This window comes from Actinoplanes sp. NPDC051388, assembly GCF_055586225.1.
In genome coordinates, this window is the sequence record NZ_JBVJIP010000005.1 from 157,441 (window position 1) to 176,637 (window position 19,197).

17 protein-coding genes are annotated in these 19,197 nt (G+C 71.6%); 5 read left to right on the forward strand and 12 right to left on the reverse strand.

What is annotated here, in order from left to right:
• Positions 1-136: 136 nt before the first annotated feature.
• Genes ACZ6TI_RS15015 through ACZ6TI_RS15025 form a run of 3 tightly spaced genes read left to right on the forward strand, consistent with a single transcriptional unit; the run spans position 137 to position 4,543 of the window.
• A complete protein-coding gene (locus tag ACZ6TI_RS15015) occupies positions 137-1,834 on the forward strand; it encodes an IucA/IucC family protein (RefSeq protein WP_465345604.1) in 1,698 nt (565 codons plus the stop codon).
• Positions 1,831-3,435: an IucA/IucC family protein gene (locus ACZ6TI_RS15020; RefSeq protein ID WP_465345605.1), complete on the forward strand. Its 1,605-nt coding sequence runs from the start codon at positions 1,831-1,833 to the stop codon at positions 3,433-3,435. Before ACZ6TI_RS15015 ends, ACZ6TI_RS15020 begins: the two co-directional genes overlap by 4 nt.
• Complete coding sequence (locus ACZ6TI_RS15025; RefSeq protein WP_465345606.1) at positions 3,422-4,543, forward strand: type III PLP-dependent enzyme domain-containing protein; 1,122 nt, start codon at positions 3,422-3,424, stop codon at positions 4,541-4,543. The genes ACZ6TI_RS15020 and ACZ6TI_RS15025 overlap by 14 nt, the downstream gene beginning before the upstream one ends.
• Here ACZ6TI_RS15025 and ACZ6TI_RS15030 read toward each other — a convergent pair.
• From ACZ6TI_RS15030 to iolC, 12 genes are all read right to left on the reverse strand, one after another.
• Positions 4,530-5,183, reverse strand: coding sequence for a class I SAM-dependent methyltransferase (locus tag ACZ6TI_RS15030; RefSeq protein WP_465345607.1), 654 nt, complete (start codon positions 5,181-5,183; stop codon positions 4,530-4,532). The genes ACZ6TI_RS15025 and ACZ6TI_RS15030 overlap by 14 nt on opposite strands.
• Positions 5,176-6,033: a sugar phosphate isomerase/epimerase family protein gene (locus ACZ6TI_RS15035; RefSeq protein ID WP_465345608.1), complete on the reverse strand. Its 858-nt coding sequence runs from the start codon at positions 6,031-6,033 to the stop codon at positions 5,176-5,178. Before ACZ6TI_RS15035 ends, ACZ6TI_RS15030 begins: the two co-directional genes overlap by 8 nt.
• The gene (locus tag ACZ6TI_RS15040) at positions 6,030-7,040 is read right to left on the reverse strand and encodes a Gfo/Idh/MocA family oxidoreductase (protein WP_465345609.1); all 1,011 of its coding nucleotides are present in this window, start codon (positions 7,038-7,040) and stop codon (positions 6,030-6,032) included. The genes ACZ6TI_RS15035 and ACZ6TI_RS15040 overlap by 4 nt, the downstream gene beginning before the upstream one ends.
• A gap of 2 nt (positions 7,041-7,042) precedes the next feature.
• Entirely contained in the window at positions 7,043-7,858 is an 816-nt protein-coding gene (locus ACZ6TI_RS15045) for an ATP-binding cassette domain-containing protein (protein WP_465345610.1), read from the reverse strand.
• Positions 7,859-7,864: 6 nt separating this feature from the next.
• Positions 7,865-8,929 carry an ABC transporter permease gene (locus tag ACZ6TI_RS15050; RefSeq protein WP_465345611.1) on the reverse strand — a complete coding sequence of 355 codons (1,065 nt, stop codon included), beginning with the start codon at positions 8,927-8,929 and terminating at the stop codon, positions 7,865-7,867.
• 68 nt (positions 8,930-8,997) lie between these two features.
• Positions 8,998-9,993, reverse strand: coding sequence for a sugar ABC transporter substrate-binding protein (locus ACZ6TI_RS15055; RefSeq protein WP_465345612.1), 996 nt, complete (start codon positions 9,991-9,993; stop codon positions 8,998-9,000).
• 33 nt (positions 9,994-10,026) lie between these two features.
• On the reverse strand, positions 10,027-10,926 hold the full coding sequence (locus ACZ6TI_RS15060) for a TIM barrel protein (RefSeq protein WP_465345613.1): 900 nt from the start codon (positions 10,924-10,926) through the stop codon (positions 10,027-10,029).
• Complete coding sequence (locus ACZ6TI_RS15065) at positions 10,926-12,422, reverse strand: CoA-acylating methylmalonate-semialdehyde dehydrogenase (protein ID WP_465345614.1); 1,497 nt, start codon at positions 12,420-12,422, stop codon at positions 10,926-10,928. The genes ACZ6TI_RS15060 and ACZ6TI_RS15065 overlap by 1 nt, the downstream gene beginning before the upstream one ends.
• An 18-nt stretch (positions 12,423-12,440) precedes the next feature.
• A complete protein-coding gene (gene iolD, locus ACZ6TI_RS15070) occupies positions 12,441-14,291 on the reverse strand; it encodes a 3D-(3,5/4)-trihydroxycyclohexane-1,2-dione acylhydrolase (decyclizing) (protein ID WP_465345615.1) in 1,851 nt (616 codons plus the stop codon).
• Positions 14,288-15,184, reverse strand: coding sequence for a 5-deoxy-glucuronate isomerase (gene iolB / locus ACZ6TI_RS15075; RefSeq protein WP_465345616.1), 897 nt, complete (start codon positions 15,182-15,184; stop codon positions 14,288-14,290). Before iolB ends, iolD begins: the two co-directional genes overlap by 4 nt.
• Positions 15,181-16,050, reverse strand: coding sequence for a Cgl0159 family (beta/alpha)8-fold protein (locus ACZ6TI_RS15080; RefSeq protein WP_465345617.1), 870 nt, complete (start codon positions 16,048-16,050; stop codon positions 15,181-15,183). Before ACZ6TI_RS15080 ends, iolB begins: the two co-directional genes overlap by 4 nt.
• Complete coding sequence (gene iolC / locus ACZ6TI_RS15085; RefSeq protein ID WP_465345618.1) at positions 16,043-16,993, reverse strand: 5-dehydro-2-deoxygluconokinase; 951 nt, start codon at positions 16,991-16,993, stop codon at positions 16,043-16,045. Before iolC ends, ACZ6TI_RS15080 begins: the two co-directional genes overlap by 8 nt.
• A gap of 125 nt (positions 16,994-17,118) precedes the next feature.
• On the opposite strand from iolC, the gene ACZ6TI_RS15090 reads away from it, so the two are divergent.
• Both ACZ6TI_RS15090 and ACZ6TI_RS15095 read left to right on the forward strand, forming a co-directional pair.
• Positions 17,119-17,883, forward strand: coding sequence for a GntR family transcriptional regulator (locus tag ACZ6TI_RS15090; protein WP_465345619.1), 765 nt, complete (start codon positions 17,119-17,121; stop codon positions 17,881-17,883).
• Between the two features lie 46 nt (positions 17,884-17,929).
• Positions 17,930-19,189, forward strand: a complete 1,260-nt coding sequence (locus ACZ6TI_RS15095; RefSeq protein WP_465345620.1) for a DUF1800 domain-containing protein — start codon at positions 17,930-17,932, stop codon at positions 19,187-19,189.
• Positions 19,190-19,197 lie beyond the last annotated feature (8 nt).

The following is a 19,197-nucleotide window of genomic DNA, read 5'->3' on the forward strand; positions in this document are numbered from 1 at the left end:
GCCGGAGGGAGGTCGCGCACACCCTGTAAAGCATCCTAGGATGTTGCCTGTCGTCGCCGAGTCCGAGCCGAGCGGCGCACACCGCCTGGCGCGTCCTAGGATGATGGTCATCCCGCGGTCGCCGGACAATGGTCGGATGGCACCGTCCCTGAGCCGGTTCGTGAGCGCGACCGGAACCCTCCCGGACGTCGCGCAGACCCGCGCCGATGTCGCTCGCCTGCGGCCCGACCTGCTGGAACGCCTGGACACCGCGGTCCCGGAAGCGACCGCGGCCGTGCTCGGCCGGCTTCTCGGCGCGCTCGATCGCGAACCGCTCCCCGGCCTGGTGAATCGCGAACCAGGCGGCGGGCTCGGTCTCCTGCGGGTGACCTTCGCCGACGGATCGGAGGTGATCTTCCCCACCGACGCCGCGCGGCCGTTCGCGACGCCGCTGCTCGCGGAGGTGCGGGTGCGCAGGCCGGGTGAGCCGGCGGGCACCCACCTCACCGATCCCGGTGCGCTGGCGCGAATGCTCTGGCCCGACGCCGCCCTGGCCGCCGAACTGGACAACAGCGTCGCCAACCTCGCCCTCGCCCTGGCGAGAGGACAGGCCCAGCCGAAAGTCAAAGCCCGGCCCAAAGAGGAAGCCCGGCCCAAAGAAGAGGCCGGGCTGGACGAAGACGCCCGGCGGAAAGCCGGCGAGCCCACCCGCCCGGAGACCGGCTGGACCCTGGCCGGCGCCGAAGGCGACCCCGACGGCCTGGCCCGCCTGGAACAACTGGTCCTCGACGGACACCCCCTGCACCCGTGCTGCCGCACCCGCGAGGGCATGACCACCGCCGACGTGCTGGCCTACGCCCCGGAGCACCGCCCCCACCTCCAACTCCACAAGCTGGCCGTCCCCCCGGACCGGTGGATCGGCGACGGCCCACCGGTCCTCTACGCCCACCCGTGGCAGTCCGCCCGCCTGCGCGCCGAACACCCCTGGCTCACCGACGCCGGCCGCACCGCCCCCGGCCGCCCCCTCATGTCCCTGCGCACGATCGCGATCCCCGGCGAGCACATCAAAACCGCTGTCGACGTGCGGATGACCTCCGCGATCCGCACCGTCTCCCCCGCCGCCATCCACAACGGACCCCGGCTGTCCGCCCTGCTCACCGAGCTGACCCGCGACCTGCCGCTGGACATCCTGGCCGAGCACGGCGCCGGCGCCGTGCTGGTCGGCGGCGAGCCGCAACGCCGGATGGCACACCTGCGCCGGGCCGCGCCACGCCCGGCGCGGGACGAGGCGATCGTCCCGCTCGGCGCCTTGAAGGCCGGCACGCCGCCGCTGATCAGCCAGGCCGTCGCGCGGGCGGGCGGGGACCCGTACCGGTGGTTGGCGGATCTTGCGAAGATCCTCTGGCCATCGCTGATGGTGGTCCTGGACCGCGGGGTCGCGCTCGAGGCGCACGGGCAGAACACGCTGGTCGGGCTGACCAGGGGCCGGCCGACGCGGATCCTCTATCGCGACCTGGGCGGGGTGCGGGTCCGCAGGGCGCGGGCCGACGACACGGATCTGCGCGGTGACCTGCCCTGCGACGACCCCGCCGAGCTGCGCGCCAAGCTGGCCGCCGCGTGCCTGGGCACGGTGGCCGCCGAACTGGTCGCCCTGCTCGGCGAGCACCACGACGCCGACCCCTTGCGGCTGTGGGGAATCATCGCGGAGTCGATCACACGGACCGGGACGGAGGACGCCGAGGCGATGCTGCGCGAACCGCTGCCGCTCAAGGCGACCACCGCCATGCGGCTCGCCGCCGATCCGCTCGACGACGTGTGGTGCCACCTGGACAACCCGATGGCGGGAGCCCGATGACCTACAGCCTGACCGGCGGACGGCTGGCCGTGTCCGCCGCGCACGCCGAGGCGGCCCTGGCCGTGCACGCTCCGGAGCTGGTGAGCGCCTATGCCGCGGCGCTGCCCCGGGCGGCCGACACGGTGGGCCGCAGACTGCGCGGCGCGCTCGTCCGCGAGGACATCGGGGATGCCCGGGCGCGCCATGCCGGGCAGGGGGTGGCGCACGGTTTCGACCGGGTGGAGTTCGCCGAGGCGGGCGCCGACGACCCGGTCGACCTGCTGGCCGGCCTGGACGCGCCGGGGTTCGCCCAGGAGCTGCGCAACGCGGTGGTGAACCTGGCGATCGCGATGGCCCGGCAGCGCCGCGGCGACCTCGCGACCGACGCGGACGAGCGGGCCATCCAGCTCGAGCGGCTGGCCGTGGCCGGGCACAACCTGCATCCGTGCGGGCGCACCCGGCTGGGATGGGACACCACCGACGTGCTCGCGCACGACCTCGAGGCCGGGTACACCACGATCGGTTTCGTCGCGGTCCGCGACGACGGGCATGTCGGCGACGACGTCGGGGCGGCGCTGACCGCGGTCTACCCGTGGCTGCCGGACCCGCCGCCGGGCTACCGCCTGCAGCCCGTGCACGAGTGGCAGCGCGACACGATTCTGCCCACCCGCTACCGGGACCTGCTGCGCGACGGCGCCCTGCGGATCGTCGACGGCACTCTGGACGCGGTGCCCACGGCCGCGCTGCGCACCCTGCTGCTGCCGCCGGGAGCGGACGGCCGCCGCCGCTACCTGAAGGTTTCGCTGGACATCCAGGTGACCTCGACGCGGCGCAGCATCAGCGTGGCCAGCACCCGCAACGGCCCGGCCGTGTCGACCCTGCTGCACCGGCTCGCCGCCGACGACCCGGAAGGCCACCGGCTGATCCTGCTCGCCGAGACCGCGGGAGCCGCGGTGCCCGCCGGTTCGGGGCGCGACCTGTCGGCGATCCTGCGCGACGGGCTGACCGGGCGGCTCGCCGACGGCGAGGAGGCGATCCCGGGCGGGGCGATCGGAGCGCGGCTGCCGGAGTTGCTCGCCGCGTCCGGGCTGACGCCGGCGACCTGGCTCGAGGCCTATGCGCGGCTGCTGCTGCCCCCGCTGCTGCGGCTGACGACCAAAGGTGTCGCGTTCGAGGCGCACCTGCAGAACTGCCTGCCCACCTTCGTCGGTGGCGCGCCGGCCCGGCTGGTGCTGCGGGACTTCGCCGGGCTGCGCCTGCACCTGCCGCGGCTGGCGGCGGCCGGCTTCGCGGTCAACCTCTGGCCGGGCTCGGTGGTCGGCACCGACGACGAGAGGGTGCTGCGCGCCAAGATCGGTTACACCGCCCTGCAGGCGCACCTCGGCGAACTGGTGATCCGGCTCGGTGAGACGCACGGCCTGGACGAGGCGACGGCCTGGCGGGCCGTGCGGAGGGTGATCGACGAGACGTATGACGCGCTCGGCGGCAATCCGGCCGCACGCCGCGACCGGGCCGCCTTCACCGCGCCGATGGTGCCCCACAAAGCCCTGGTCCGGATGCGTCTGGGCGGCGACGGCGACGCCTATCTGCCGGTGCGGAACCCGCTGCATGCGCCCGCCTGACGCGATCGCCGCGGCGCTGCTGGCGGTGCCGCGACCACGCTGCGCGTTCGTCTACGACACCTCCGCGTTGCGCGAGCAGGCAGTCCGGGTCCGGGCCGCGTTCCCCGCGAAAACCATCCTGCTGTACGCGGTGAAGGCGAACAGCCACCCCTCGGTGGTCCGCACCCTGGCCGCCACCTGCGACGGCCTGGACGTGGCCTCCCGCGGGGAGCTCGATCTCGCCGTGGCCTCCGGCGCCCGCCGCATCGTGGTGAGCGGCCCGGCCAAGACCGACGACCTACTCGCCGCGGCAGTGGCGGCGGGCGCCCAGATCAACGTGGAGAGCCTGCACGAGCTGCGCCGGCTGCCCGCGGACGCGCGCATCGCGATCCGGGTGAACCGTCGCTCCGCCACCCTTCCCGGCTCGCACACGATGACCGGCGCACCGACGCCCTTCGGCGTCGACGAGTCGGATCTGGCCGATCTGCTCCGGACCGGCCGCCGCATCGAGGGCTTCCACCTGCACGCCGTCTCGAACAACCTGGACGCCGCCGCGCACGCCGCCTTCATCGCCGACAGCCTCGACTGGTCCCGGCGGACCGCCGCCGCGCACGACATCGACCTGCGCCTGGTCAACGTCGGCGGCGGCCTCGGCGTCGACTACCTGAGCGACGACACCATCGACCTGGACGCTCTGCGCGCGGCCGTCCCCGATCCGCCGCCCGGCGTCGAACTGCTCACCGAACCGGGCCGCATCCTCGCCGCCGACGCCGGCTGGTACGCCGCCGAGGTGCTCGACCTGAAACGGACGCACGGCCGCTGGTTCGCGGTGCTGCGCGGCGGCACCCACCACTTCCGGCTCCCGGCGGCGTGGGGCTACAGCCACCCGTTCACCGTGCTGCCGGTGGACGAGTGGCCGCACCCGTGGCCGCGCCCCGAGGTGGTGGACGCCGAGGTGGACGCGGTCGGTGAGCTGTGCACCCCGCGCGACGTGCTGGCCCGGGCCCGGCGGGTCGACCGGCTCCGGATCGGCGACCTGCTGGTGTTCGGCCGGGCCGGCGCCTACGGCTGGGACATCTCGCACCACGACTTCCTGCGGCACGAACCACCGGCGTTCATCGTCGTGTGAACACCGCACGCCAGCGCAGGCTCAGCGGGTCGTCCGCCGCGGGATGCTCCTCCAGCGACTCGCGGATCAGGCCGCCGGTGGCGAACGCGGCGACCTCGTCGCGGGTCAGCGGCCACGGCGGCCCCTCGTCGCTGGGCTCGGCGATCGCGGCGGCCAGCACGAGCAGCGTGCCGCCCGGCGCCACCAGGGTGCCGACCGAGGCGATCGCCCGCGCCCGCAGCTCGCGCGGCAGCGCCTGCACGTTGTTGCTCTCCACCACCAGGTCGTAGCCGTGCCGCCAGGACACCGGCGGGTCGAGCAGGTCGGCGACCACGTAGGTCACCGGCGAACCGGCGTGCCGCGCGCGGGCCGTGCGTACCGCGGTCGGGGAGATGTCGAAAGCGGTGGTCGCGAAGCCCAGCCCGGCCACGAACTCGGCGTCGCGGCCCAGCCCGCAGCCGACCACCAGGGCGCGCCGGCCCTCCCCCTTCAGCCCGAGGTCGGCCGCCCAGGCGGAGAGCAGCGGCGTCGCCGCCGGGCGGTCCCACGGCACCTCGGCGACGCCCTGCTCGGCCTCGGCATAGAGCCGGTCGAACCAGCCGGTCGGGTCGCCCGCCGACAACGATTCCCTGGCCAGTCTGTTCGCGTCCTGCTCACCCATGCTTCTGACGATATTCGTTGATCCGGGTCAGGTTGACGCGGGCGCTGTCCTCGGCGCGTTCCTCCCAGGCGAAGACGCACACCGTGGCGATGCCGTCGAAGCCGACCTCGGTGAGCGTGCGGAAGAACAGGTCCCAGTCCACCTCGCCCTGGCCGATGTCCAGGTGCTGGTGGATCCGGGCGGCCGAGCCGGGCGGGTTGACGATGTAGCGCAGGCCGGACGAGCCGCGGTGGTCGAACGAGTCGGCCAGGTGCAGCTGGGTCAGCAGCGGCCCGGCGTGCTTCATCACCGCGGCCAGGTCACCGCCCTGGTGGAAGGTGTGCGGCGCGCAGTAGAGGAAGCTGACCAGGTCGGAGTTGATGCCCCGGACCATGTTCACGCCGGCGATGCCGTCCTCGATGAAGTCGTCCGGGTGCGGCTCGAGCACCAGCCGCACGCCCTCGCGCTCGAAGATAGGCAGCAGCTCCTCCATCGAGCGCCAGAACTGGGACTCGCTGCGGGCGGCCTGCTCGGGGCGGCCGTTGAACTCGGAGTTCATCACTGTCACACCGAGGTCGACGGTGATCTCGATGGCCCGCTTCCAGTAGCGGACCGCCGCCTGCCGCTCGTCCTCGTCCGGGCCGGACCACCGGTAGAGCGGCAGCACCGACGCCACCTCGACCTCGGCGTCGGCGAGGGCCTTCTTGAACGCCGCCACCCCGGCCCGGTCCACCCGCGGATGCAGGAAGAATGGCAGGAAGTCGTCGCGCGGCGACATCTCGATGTGCCGGTAGCCGAGGTCGGCGACCAGGCGCGGCAATTCGAGCAGCGGCACCTTGCGCATCATGTAGGGGTCGAGCGCGATCTTCACGACGCCTCCAGATAGAGCTTCGGCTTCTCGGCCAGGGTGGCGGCGACCCGGTCGCCCGAGAGAAGTGCCGCCACCGCCGCGTCCGACACCACCGCGGCGGCGTAGCCGTCCCAGGCGCTCGGCCCGACCGGCGCGCCGCCGCCGCTGATCGACGCGATCCACTCCTGGAACTCCACGTCGTAGGCGGCCAGGAACCGTTCCCGCCAGTCCACCGGCACCGGGGTCGCGTGCCGGCCGGCCGCGCGCACCGACACCGGGCTCAGCTCGCCCAGCGCCGCGGTGCCGCTCTCGCCCACGACCTCGCCGCGGATGTCGTAGCCGTAGCGGATGTTCACCGAGATCTCGACGTCGACCAGCGCGCCACTCGCCATCTCGAGGATCAGGAACAGCGGATCCTGCAGCTCGCCGCCGTTCGCGCTGCGCCGGGGCACCAGCACCCGAGCCGCGGTGATCTCCTCGCCGAACATCCACCGCACCATGTCGATCTCGTGCACCGCGGTGTCGGTGATCGCCATGTCCTTGGTGTAGTGCGGCGGCACGGACGCGTTGCGGTGCGCGCAGTGCATCATCAACGGCGCGCCGAGCTCGCCCGAGTCGACCACCCTCTTCAAGGCCCGGTACGCCGCGTCGTACCGCCGCATGTAACCCACCTGGACCAGCCGGCTGCCGTGCGCGACCTCCGCCTCGACGATCCGCAGGCAGGCCTCCTGCGTGGTGGCCAGGGGCTTCTCGCAGAAGACCGGCTTGCCGGCCGCGATCGAGGCGAGCACGTACTGCTCGTGGGTCGGCCCCCACGAGCAGACCACCACCGCGTCCACCTCCGGGTCGAGGATCAGCTCCTCACCGGTGGCGTGCACGGTCGCGCCGATGGGGGCCGCGACGGCCGCCGCGGCACCGGCGTTGACGTCGGTGACCGCCGTGACCCGCACTCCGGCGAGCACGTGTGTCATGCGCCGGATGTGGTCCTGACCGATCATGCCGGTGCCGATGACTCCCACTCGCACCATGGCTACCGCTTCAGCTCGTGGGACAGTTCGGCCAGTTCGTCGGCGCCGGCCATCTGGGCGGTCAGCTCGTCGAGCGTGACGTCGTCGCGCTTGCGGTCGAGCGTGGTGCGGCCCAGCTTGAGGATCACGAAGTGGTCGCCGACCAGGAACGCGTGGTGCGGGTTGTGGGTGATGAACACGACGCCGAGGCCGGCGTCCCGGGCGGCCGCGACGTACTTGAGCACCACGCCGGACTGCTTGACGCCGAGCGCCGCGGTGGGCTCGTCGAGGATCAGCACACGCGCGCCGAAGTAGACCGCGCGGGCGATGGCGACACACTGGCGCTGGCCGCCGGAGAGCGTGCCGATGGGCTGGTCGATGTTCTTGACGACGATGCCCATCTTGCGCAGTTCCTCGTCGGCGATCCGCTTCATCTCCTTGACCTTGAGCGCGGCCAGCGGATACTTGCCGGCCCGCAGCTCGGAGCCGAGGAAGAAGTTGCGCCAGACCTCCATCAGCGGCACCACGGCGAGGTCCTGGTACACGGTCGCGATGCCGTGGTCCAGGGCCTCTCGCGGGGACGAGAAGTGCTGGTCGGCGCCGTCCACCTTGAGGCTGCCCTCGTTGTGCGCGTGCAGCCCCGAGATGATCTTGATGAGGGTGGACTTGCCGGCGCCGTTGTCGCCGAGCACGCAGGTCACCTCGCCCGCGTTGACCCGCAGGTTGATGCCGCGCAGGGCGCGGATCGCGCCGTACGACTTGCCGACCTCGGTCATCTCGACCAGCGGCTCGCCTTTGACCAGTTGGCTGTCGGCGTGGTCCGCAAGGGTGTCAGTCATCGCCGATCAGCCCACTTTCCGGGTCGTGGAGAGCCGCTTGATGTAGAGGTTGACCAGCACGGCGAGCAGCAGCATCACGCCGAGGAAGGCCTTGAACCAGTTCGGGTCCCAGCCGGCGTAGACGATGCCGAGGCTGGTCATGCCGAAGATGAAGGCGCCGATCGCGACGCCGATCGCGTTGCCGAAGCCACCGGTGAGCAGCGTGCCACCCACCACCGCGGCGATGATGTAGAGGAACTCGTTGCCCACACCGTTGCCGGCCTGCAGCGTGTTGAACCGGTAGAGGGTGTGCATGCCGACGAACCAGCCGAGGAACGACACCGTCATGAACAGGCCGATCTTGGTCTTGATCACCGGGACGCCGACCGCGCGGGCGCTGTCCACCGCTCCGCCGACCGCGTAGAACCAGTTGCCGGTGCGGGTGCGGGTGAGGATCCAGGCGGCCAGCGCCACGAACAGCACCCACCAGATGACCGTGCCCCAGACCGTCACGCCGCCGATCTTGAAGCTGGAGGCGAACAGCGACTGCAGCGAGCTGAACCCGTCGATGTCGGAGATCGAGGGGGTGGACACCTGGTTGGTGACCAGCTTGGTGACGCCGAGGTTGGCGCCCTGCAGCACGAAGAAGGTGCCCAGCGTGATCAGGAAGCTGGGGATGCCGGTCTTCATCACCAGGTAGCCGTTCAGGAACCCGATGGCCAGGCAGAAGATCAGCGAGACGATCGCGCCGATCCAGAGATTCATGCCGAAGTACCAGCACATCATCGAGTTGACCAGGCCCGCGGTGGTGACGATGACGCCGGCCGACAGGTCGAACTCGCCGCCGATCATCAGCAGGCCGACGGCGACCGCGACGATGCCGATGGTGGACGACTGGTAGAGCACGGTGAAGAACGACTCGGTCGAGCGGAACGCGGGGGCGACCGCCAGGAAGAAGATGAAGATGATGATCGCCGCGACCAGGGCGCCCACCTCGGGGCGCGCCAGGATCCGGTTCGAGAGACCGAGTTTGACGCGGTTCGACGGCTCCGAGGGGGCAGCTGCCGGAGCCGTCTGGACGGTTTGGCTCATGGCTGGAACTCCGATCACTGCTGCCGGTGGCCGCCGGCCCGGGGGTGGGCCGGCGACCGCCGAGGGGACTACCGGGTGTTGTTCTTGGTGAACGGGAGGATCGTGGCGATGTTGTTGGCGTCGACGATGGACGGGCCGGTCAGCACCGCCTTGCCGCCGCCGATGTCGTTGCCGTTCTTGAGGTTCAGGTAGAGCGACGTGACCGCCATGTAGCCCTGGACGTACGGCTGCTGGTCGATGGAGAACTCGATCTTCTTGTCCGAGATGCTCTGCGCGACCTCGGCGTTCAGGTCGAAGGTGACCACCTTGGCCTGGCTGCCGGCCGCGTCGATGGCCTTCAGGGCGTCGACGGCGATCGGGGCGCCCAGGGTGACGATGTAGTCGATCGACTTGTCCGCCGCGAGCTTGGCCTGCAGCGTCGACACGACGGCCGCGTCGTCGGCGCCGTTCACCTGGAGGTTCTCGGTGGCGGCGGCGCCGGTCTTCACGCCGGCGCAGCGCGCCTCGAGGGCGACCGAGCCCTGCGCCTGGATGACGCAGAGCGGCTTCTTGCCGCCCGCCGTGGTGATCTTCTCACCGGCGGTCTGCCCGGCCAGGGTCTCGTCGGAGCCGAAGTACATCAGGGCGCCGAGCTGCTTGTACTGGTCGATGCCGGAGTTGAAGCCGACCACCGGGATCTTCGCGTCGCTGGCCGCCTTCACCGAGCCGGCCAGCGCGTCCGGGGTGACCAGGGTGGTGGCGATGCCGTTCACCTTGGAGTCGACCGCGCTCTGGATCAGCTGGGCCTGCTTGGTGGCGTCCGGGTCGTTGGAGTACTTCAACGTGACGCCGGTGTCCTTGGCGGCCTGCTGGGCGCCGTTCTTCACCTTGTCCCAGAACGTGTCGCCCGGGGTCTCGTGGGTGATGAAGGCGATGGTGTAACCGGAGCTGCCGGCCGCGTTGCCGCCGCCGGTGGTGGAGTCGTCGGTCTCTTCCCGGCCGCCGCCGCTGCAGGCGGTGACCGCGAGGGTCACCACCGCCGCCACGGCGAGGAGCTTGGCTCCCCGGCTGCGATTGATCGTCATTACGGTTCCTTCCAATGGGGGCGGGTCAGACCGTCAGCGCGAGTGCAGGCCGACGGAATTGAGGTACTGCCGGGTGCGTGTGGCGATCGGCAGGGGAAGATCGAAGCCGACGGGATACATGTCCTGTTCGACCACGACGAAGAGTTCGGCGTCCAGCTCGCTGAGCGCCTCGAGGACTGCGGGGACATCGGGCCGGCCGGCCGGTGGCTCGACGCTCGCGCCCCGCGCCACGGCCTGCCCGAACGGCAGGTCCTCCCGGACGGCCAGATCCGCGATCGCCGGGTCCATCTGCTTGATGTGGACATAGCCGATGCGGGACGGATATTTGCGGATGATCGCCGGGACGTCCGCGCCGCGGTAGGCGAGGTGCCCGGTGTCGAGGCAGAGCGACACGAAGGCCGGGTCGGTCTCCTCCAGAAAGAGCGAAGTCTGCGCCTGGGTCTCGACGTGGTAGTCGGCGTGCGGGTGGAAGCGCATCGCCAGGCCGTACTCCTCGGCGAGCATCCGGCCCAGGGTGTTGCTGTTGGCGATCAACTCCGCCCACTGGACGGGGTCCAGCTCGGCCGGCTGGTGGTAGGCGCCGGTGACATCGTCGCGGTAGCCGGGCACCGGCACGAAGATCAGATTCTTCGCTCCCAGCGCGGCGGTCAGCTCGGCCACCTTCCGGGTCTCGGCCATGACCGCGGCGAAGTCCTTGTGCGGGCCGCCGACGCCGGCGACGGTGCCGCCGGCGCAGGTCAGCTCGCGCTTCGCGAGCTCATCCTTCAGCTGCGAGGGGTCGGTCGGCAGGTAGCCGTACGGGCCCAGCTCGAGCCAGCGGTAACCGGCCCCGGCCAGCTCGTCCAGGAACCGCTGCCAGGGCGTCTGCCGCGGGTCGTCGGCGAACCAGACGCCCCACGAGTCGGGGCAGCTGCCCAGTTGGAGGTGCCGCATCAGGACGCCGTCGGGAAGTGCAGGCTGGCGCCGTGCGCCTGCTCGACGTGCGGCCACCGGGAGGTGACCACCTTGGCGCGGGTGTAGAACGAGACGCCCTCCGGACCGTGGATGTGCTTGTCGCCGAAGAGTGAGTCCTTCCAGCCGCCGAACGAGTAGTAGGCCATCGGCACCGGGATCGGCACGTTGATGCCGATCATGCCGACGTTCACGCCGCGCTGGAACCGCCGGGCCGCCTCGCCGCTGCTGGTGAAGATCGCCGTGCCGTTGCCGTACGGGTTGGCGTTGATCAGGTCGATCGCCGCGTCCACCGAGTCGCTGCGGACGACCGACAGCACCGGGCCGAAGATCTCCTCGGTGTAGACGTCCATCTCGGCGCCGACCTGGTCGATCACCGTCGGGCCGACGAAGAACCCGTCCTCGAAGCCGGGGACCTTGAGCCCGCGCCCGTCGACGGTGACCTTCGCGCCCTGCCGCTCGCCGGAGCCGATCAGCGACTCGATGCGCTCCTTCGCGGCGGCGGTGACCACCGGGCCCATCTCGCTCTTCGGGTCCCGGCCCGAGCCGACCACGACCTCGCTCGCCTTGCGGTTGACCAGCTCCATCAGCGGGTCGCCGGCGCCGCCCACGGCGACCGCCGCGGAGATCGCCATGCACCGCTCGCCGGCCGAGCCGAACGCCGCCGCGGCCAGGTGGTTGGCGGCGAACTCGAGGTCGGCGTCGGGCAGGATGATCGCGTGGTTCTTGGCGCCGCCGAGCGCCTGCACCCGCTTGCCGTTCGCGGTGCCGCGGGTGTGGATGTACTTCGCGATCGGCGTGGAGCCGACGAAGGAGACCGCGGCGATGTCCGGGTGGTCCAGGATCGCGTCGACCGCCACCTTGTCGCCGTGCACCACGTTGAAGACGCCGTCCGGCAGCCCGGCGCGCTGCCACAGCTTCGCCACGAAGTTCGACGCCGACGGGTCGCGCTCGCTGGGCTTGAGCACGAAGGTGTTGCCGCAGGCGATGGCCACCGGATGCATCCACATCGGCACCATCGCGGGGAAGTTGAACGGGGTGATGCCGGCGACCACGCCGAGCGGCTCGCGGAAGCTGAACACGTCCACCCCGGTGGACGCCTGGTTGGAGAAGCCGCCCTGCAGCAGCGTCGGGATGCCGCAGGCGAACTCGATCACCTCGAGGCCGCGCTGCACCTCCCCCGCCGCGTCCGACAGCACCTTGCCGTGCTCGTCGGAGATGATCTCCGCGAGTTCCTTCACGTTGGCGTTGACCAGCTCCCGAAAGGCGAACAGCACCTTGGTACGCGCGCTGAGCGACGCGTCGCCCCAGGTCTGGAACGCCTCCTTCGCGGTCGCCACGGCGGCGTCCACGTCGGCGATCTCGGCCAGCACCACCTCGTGCTGGGCCCGCCCGGTGGCGGGGTTGAAGACGGTGCCGCGCCGGCTGGAAGTCCCGGCAGTCGTGCTGCCGCCGATCCAGTGCTCGATGGTTGCCACGGTGCTGTTCCTTCTCCCTCAGAGGTAGTCGCGCTGGGCGCGCTTCGCGTCGTCGTACGCGGCCCGGGCCGCCCTGGTGCTGTCGAGCGTCGAGACCTCCGACACCGGCACGTCCCACCAGCTCTCGCTGGACGGCACCGGGCTGAGCGGGTCGGTCTCGATGTGCACGACGGTGAGCCGATCGGCGTCGCGGGCCTGCTTGAGCCCCTCGGTCAGCTCGGCGATGCTCCGGCAGCGGATCACCGCGGCGCCTAGGCTCTCCGCGTTGGCCGCCAGGTCGATCGGCAGCTTCCCGCCGTCGTAGTCGTCGTCCGCGCCCCGGAACTGGTAGCTGGTCCCGAAGCGCTGCGAGCCGAGCGACTCGGACAGCGCGCCGATCGAGGCGAAGCCGTGGTTCTGCACCAGCACGATGATCAGCTTGATCCGTTCCGAGACCGCGGTCACGATCTCCTGGCTCATCATCAGGTACGAACCGTCTCCGACCAGGGCGAACACCTCACGACTGGGGTCGGCCATGCGGATACCGAGCGCGCCGGCCACCTCGAAGCCCATGCACGAGTAGCCGTACTCGACGTGGTACTGCTTCGGATCCCGCGCGCGCCACAGCAGCTGCAGGTCGCCGGGCATGCTGCCGGCCGCCTGCACCACCACGTCCCGCTCGCCACAGGCGTCGTTGACCGCCCCGATGACCTCGGCCTGCGACGGCAGCGGCCCGTGCCCGGAGTGGTAGGCCCGCTCGACCGTGCGCTGCCAGGCGGCCACGTCCTCGGCGTACGAATTGTCCCATTCGCGCTTGATCGTGGCCGTGAGGGCGGCGATCCCCTCGCGGGCGTCGGCGACCACCGCCGTGGCGCTCTGCTTCGCCGCGTCGAAGGACGCCACGTTGAGGTTCACGAACCTGACGTCCGGGTTCTGGAACTGGGTGCGCGACGCGGTGGTGAAGTCGCTGTAACGGGTGCCGATGCCGATCACCACGTCCGCCTCGCGGGCCAGGCGGTTGGCCACCGGGGTGCCGGTCGAGCCGACGCCGCCGACCGAGTTCGGGTGGTCCCAGGACAGCGCGCCCTTGCCGGCATGGGTGTCCGCGACCGGGATGCCGGTTGCCCGGGCCAGCGCGTCCAGCTCGGCCGCGGCCTCGGAATAGACGACTCCGCCGCCGACCACGATCAGCGGGCGCTCGGCGGCCCGGATCACCTCGACCGCGCGGCCCAGAGCGGCCGGCTCCGGCACCGGGCGGGCCACGTGCCACACCCGCCTGCGGAACAGCTCGTCCGGGAAGTCCCACGCCTCGGCCTGCACGTCCTGCGGCAGGCAGATGGTCACCGCGCCGGTCTCCACCGGATCGGTGAGCACCCGCATCGCGCCGAGCAGCGCGGACGGCAGCTGCTCGGGCCGCCAGACCCGGTCGAAGAACCGCGACAGCGGCCGGAACGCGTCGTTCACGCTGACGTCGTAGGACCGCGGGTCCTCCAGCTCCTGCAGCACCGGCGCGGCCACCCGGGTGGCGAAGACGTCGCTGGGCAGCAGCAGCACCGGCAGCCGGTTGACGGTGGCCAGCGCGGCGCCGGTCAGCATGTTGGTCGAGCCGGGCCCGATCGACGCGGTGCAGGCCATCGTGGACAGCCGGTTCTTCATCTTGGCGTAGCCGCTGGCGGCGTGCACCATGCCCTGCTCGTTGCGGGCCAGGTGGTAGGGCAGGTCGTCCGATCCGGTCCGCTGCGCCTGCAGCAGGGCCTGGCCGAGGCCCGCGACGTTGCCGTGCCCGAAGATGCCGAAGCAGCCGGCGATGGTGCGCTGCTCGCCGCCGTCGCGCTCGGTCCACTGGTTGGCCAGGAACTTCACGACGGCCTGGGCGACTGTCAGCCTCACGAGCGCTTTCCTTCCGTTACGGAGGTCATCGGGAGCCGCGGATCCATCTGCTGATTGGCCCACAGGCCGCGGACCCAGCCGTGCGCCGGGTCGTCGCGGATCAGCCAGGCGCGGTCGCCCGGACCGGCCATCACGTTCAGGTAGTAGAGGTCGTAGCCGGGCGCCGCCATCGAGGGGCCGTGCCAGCCGTACGGGATCAGCACCACGTCGCCGCTGCGCACCTCGGCGCAGACGTCGATCGGGCGGTCCGCGTGGCCGTACACGCGCTGGTAGGCCGAGCCCGGCGTGCCGGCCGGCGCGGACGCCACCTCGAAGTAGTAGATCTCCTCGAGGGACGACTCGCCGTCGGACTCCTCGTCGTGCTTGTGCGGTGGGTAGGACGACCAGTTGCCGCCCGGGGTGAGCACCTCGCAGGCGATCAGCTTGTCGCAGTCGAAGGTGTCCGGGGTGCAGAAGTTGTTGACCTGACGGCTGGCCTGCCCGGCGCCGCGCAACTCGACCGGCACGTCCTCGGCCGGGCCGTAGCGGAACGGCAGCCTGCGGGTGGCCCGCGCGGAGGGCAGCGCGAACCGGCCGCCGCTGGGCGCGCGCACCGTCACCTTGGCGTCGCGGGGCACGTAGGCGAAGTCGGTCACCCGGCTGAACACCGAGCGCCGGCCGGTCAGCGTCATCCGCTCGTCGTCGCAGGTCACGTCGCAGCCGCCGGACAGCGGCAGGACCAGCATCTCGTCCTCGCCGGTGTGGAAGGTGGCCCGCGACCCGATCGGCAGGTCCAGCACGCGCAGGCCGCTGTATCCCCAGCCCGCGTTCTCCGGCGTCACCACCAGCTCGAACGGCTTGTCCGCGGTGCTGCCCTTCGGCATCAGCGGGTTCACCCGCGCAGTCGGATTCACAGCAGGCTCACCGCCCGGTCCACCGCGTCCGCCACGTCACCGTTCGGCGGGTAGAGCAGGCTCCGGCCGATCACCAGGCCCTGCACGGTCGGCAGATCAAGAGCCTTCGACCACTGCGCGTACGCCGCGTCGGCATCCGCCGTGACCTCACCGCCGAGGATGAGCGCGGGCAGCGTGGTGGCCGCCATGACCCGTTCCATGTCCTGCACCACCGGCACCTTGAGCCAGGTGTAGGCGGACGTGGTGCCGAGCCCGGCGGCGACCGTCATGGCCCGGATCATCGCCTCGGCGGACAGCTCGTTGCGCACCCGGCCGTCGACCCGGTGCGAGATGAACGGCTCGACCATCGCCATCAGGTGCTCGCCCGCGAGCTCGCCGACCGCCCGCCCGCAGGCCTCGAGCGTGGTCACCGTGCCGGCGTCGTCCGGGTCGATGCGCAGCAGCATCTTGCCGCCCTCGAACCCGGCCGCGGCCAGCGACGGCGCGTCATATGCGGTGAACCGGTCGTCCATCTCGAACGTGGTGCCGGCCAGCCCGCCGCGGTTCATCGAGCCGATCACCACCTTGTCGTCGAGCACGCCGAGCAGCAGCAGGTCATCGAGGATGTCCGGGGTGCCGAGCACGCCGTTCACGCCGGGCCGGGCCAGCGCGGTGCAGATCCGGTCCAGCAGGTCCGCCCGGTTCGCCATGGCCAGGGGGTCGTTGCCGGCCCGCAGCGCGCCGCGCGCCGGGTGGTCGGCGGCGATGATCATCAGCCGGCCGTGGTCGCCGAGCAGGGAGGACGGGCGCCGGCGGGCGGCGGCGGCGTCCGCGATCGCGTGCGGCCGCCGGATCCGGGCCTCGACGAGGTCCCCGATGTCAGGCACGGGACGGTCCTTCCAGCAGGGCGCGAACCTCGGCCTCGGTGGGCATGGCGTCGGCGCAGGAGAGCCGGGACGCGACGATCGCGCCGGCCGCGTTGCAGAAGCGCATCAACGGCTCGAGGTCCCAGCCGCTGAGCAGGCCGTGACAGAGCGCGCCGCCGAACGCGTCGCCCGCGCCCAGCCCGTTGACCACCTCGACCGGCTGCGGCGGCACCTCCACCTCGACGCCGTTTCCGGAGGCGAGCACGCCCTTGGGACCCTGCTTGATCACGGCCAGCTCGATGCCCGCGTCGTGCAGGGCGGCGGCCGCCTTGCGGGGTTCGTTGGCGCCGACCGCGGTGAAGCACTCGTCGAGGTTGCCGACCGCGACCGTGGCATAGGGCAGCGCACGCTGGTACCACTCGCGGGCCACCTCGCGGGACTCCCAGAACATCGGCCGGTAGTCCAGGTCGAAGATCGTGATTCCACGCCTGCCGCGGGCTTCCAGCGCGGCGAGCGTGGCCGAGCGGGACGGCTCCTGGCACAGCCCGGTGCCGGTGACCCAGAAGATGTCCGCGTCCCGGATCGCGTCCAGGTCCAGCTCCTCGGTGTTGATCACCAGGTCCGGTGCCTTGGGGAAGCGGTAGAAGTAGAGCGGGAAGTCGTCCGGTGGGAAGATCTCGCAGAACGTGACCGGGGTCGGCAGGCCGGGCACCGGGGTGACGAACCGGTCGTCCACCCCGAAGCCGCGCAGCGCGTCGTGCAGGAACTCACCGAATGGATCGGCGCCGGTGCGCGAGACGATCGCGGCCCGCCGGCCGTAGCGGGCGGCGGCCACGGTCACGTTGGCTGCGCTGCCGCCGAGGAACTTGGCGAAGGTACGGACTTCCCGCAACGACACACCGACCTGCTCGGGATACAGGTCGACGCCGAGGCGTCCCATGGTCAGTACCTCGTCCGCTGGCATGCGGTTCCTTCCTCGGGCCGTGTTCATTTGTTAACGACTGTGGATGAGTTCGTTTCGATGTAATAACGTGAGGGCTTCCACGTCAATACTTTGTCATGACAAACTATCGGCTCGAAGGAGGTGCCATGACATCCGATCTCTCTCCCCCGCGCAGCCCGGTCCGCCCCGTTGAGGTCGACCGCACCAGCCCGGTGCCGCTGTACTTCCAGGTGGCGACCCGTCTGCAGGAGCTCATCGAGAAGGGTGAGATCGGGGTCGGCGCCCGGATCGAGAACGAGGTGGATCTGGCCGAGCGGCTCGGTGTGTCCCGGCCCACCACCCGGCGGGCCATCCAATATCTGGTCGAGCGCGGCATGCTGGTGCGCAAACGCGGCGTCGGCACCCAGGTCGTGCACCCCAAGGTGCGCCGCCCGGTCGAGCTGTCCAGCCTCTACGACGACCTGGTCACCGCGGACCGCCGGCCGCGCACCGAGGTGCTCGCCTTCCAGGTGATCCCGGCGACCAGCGAGATCGCGACCGCGCTGGAGATTCCGGCCGGCACCGAGGTGACCTGGTTCGAGCGGCTGCGTTATGCGGGCGGGGAGCCGCTCGCGCTGATGCACAACGCGATCCCGCTCGACCTGATCCGGATCACCCGGGAAGACCTGGCCGGGCACGGACTCTACGAATTGTTGCGGCAGGCTGGTTTCGTGCCGCGGATCGCGACGCAGGTGATCGGCGCCCGGTCGGCCGGCGCCGCCGAGGCCCGCATCCTGGCCGAGAAGCGCGGCGCCTCGCTGCTGACCATGAGCCGCACGGCCTGGGACGCGAGCGGCCGCGCCCTGGAGTACGGCAGCCACGTCTACCGGGCCAGCCGCTACTCGTTCGAGCTGAACCTTTCGGCGGGCTGACCCGGCTCTTACACAATCCTGACCTTCGATGCCTAGCTTGGCGGTCATGACGGATCGCCAAGCCGTCTCCCACCTGCTGCGCCGGGTGACGTTCGGCCCCACCGAGGCCGAGGTCGACGCCGCCGCGCGGGAGACGACGGAGACCACGCTCGCCCGGCTGTTCGCCGCCTCGGAACAACCCGGCCTGCCGGACATCGGGCCGGATCCCTTCGGCGCGCTGGCCAAGGGCGCCACCCGGGAGGAACGGCAGCAGGCGCGCCGGTCGGTGCGGCCGCAGATCGCCGAGGCCACCTGGTGGTGGCTGAGCCGGATGGCCACCGGCAGCGCCGCCGAGAAGCTGACCTTCTTCTGGCACGGGCACTGGGCGACCAGCGCGCAGAAGGTGCGCTCGGCCCAGCTGATGCTGGCCCAGCAGCAGACCTTCCGCCGCTACGGCACGCACGACACCGCTCCCCTGGTGCGCGCGATGCTCCGCGACCCGGCGCTGATCCTGTGGCTGGACGGCCAGCGCAACACCCGCCGGGCGCCGAACGAGAACCTGGCCCGCGAGCTGATGGAGCTGTTCACGCTCGGGGTCGGCAACTACACCGAGGACGACGTGAAGGCCGGCGCCAAGGTGCTCACCGGCTGGCAGGTCGACCGGGCGGCGGGAACGGCCACCCTCCAGGCGGGACGGCACGACAGGGCGGCGGTCACCCTGCTCGGCCAGGCGGGCGTGGACGATGTGGACGCCTACGCCGGCCTGCTCGTGCGGCACCCGGCGCACCTGCCCTTCATCACCGCCCGGCTCTGGCTGCGCTACGGCTCGACCGACCAGCCGGCGCCGGCGCCGATCGGTCAGCGGGACGTCACCGCGATGCTGCGGGCGTTGGTTTCCACGCCGGAGTTCGCCGGCACCCGCGGCCACCTGGTGAAGCAGCCGGTGGAGTGGCTGGTCGGCGCGATCCGGCAGCTCGGCGTCGACCCGGCGAAGCTCGACGTCGAGCAGCGCAACCAGGTGCTCGGCATGCTGCGCTCGCTCGGCCAGGTGCCGTTCCGGCCGCCGAGCGTGGGCGGCTGGCCGTCCGGCACGGCCTGGCTCACCACCTCGTCGGCGCAGGCCCGGCTCAAGGCCGGCCAGCAACTCGTCGCACTCGCCCCGGGCGCCGCCGACCGGCTCGAGGGCGGCGACCGGCTCGACGTGCTGGCCCGGATGCTCGTCGTCGACGCCTGGACCGACCGCACCCGCGCCGCGCTCACCCCGATCAGGGAACCCGCGCGGCTGCTCGCGCTGGCCCTGGCCACCCCCGAATACACCGTCCACTGAGGAGAAAC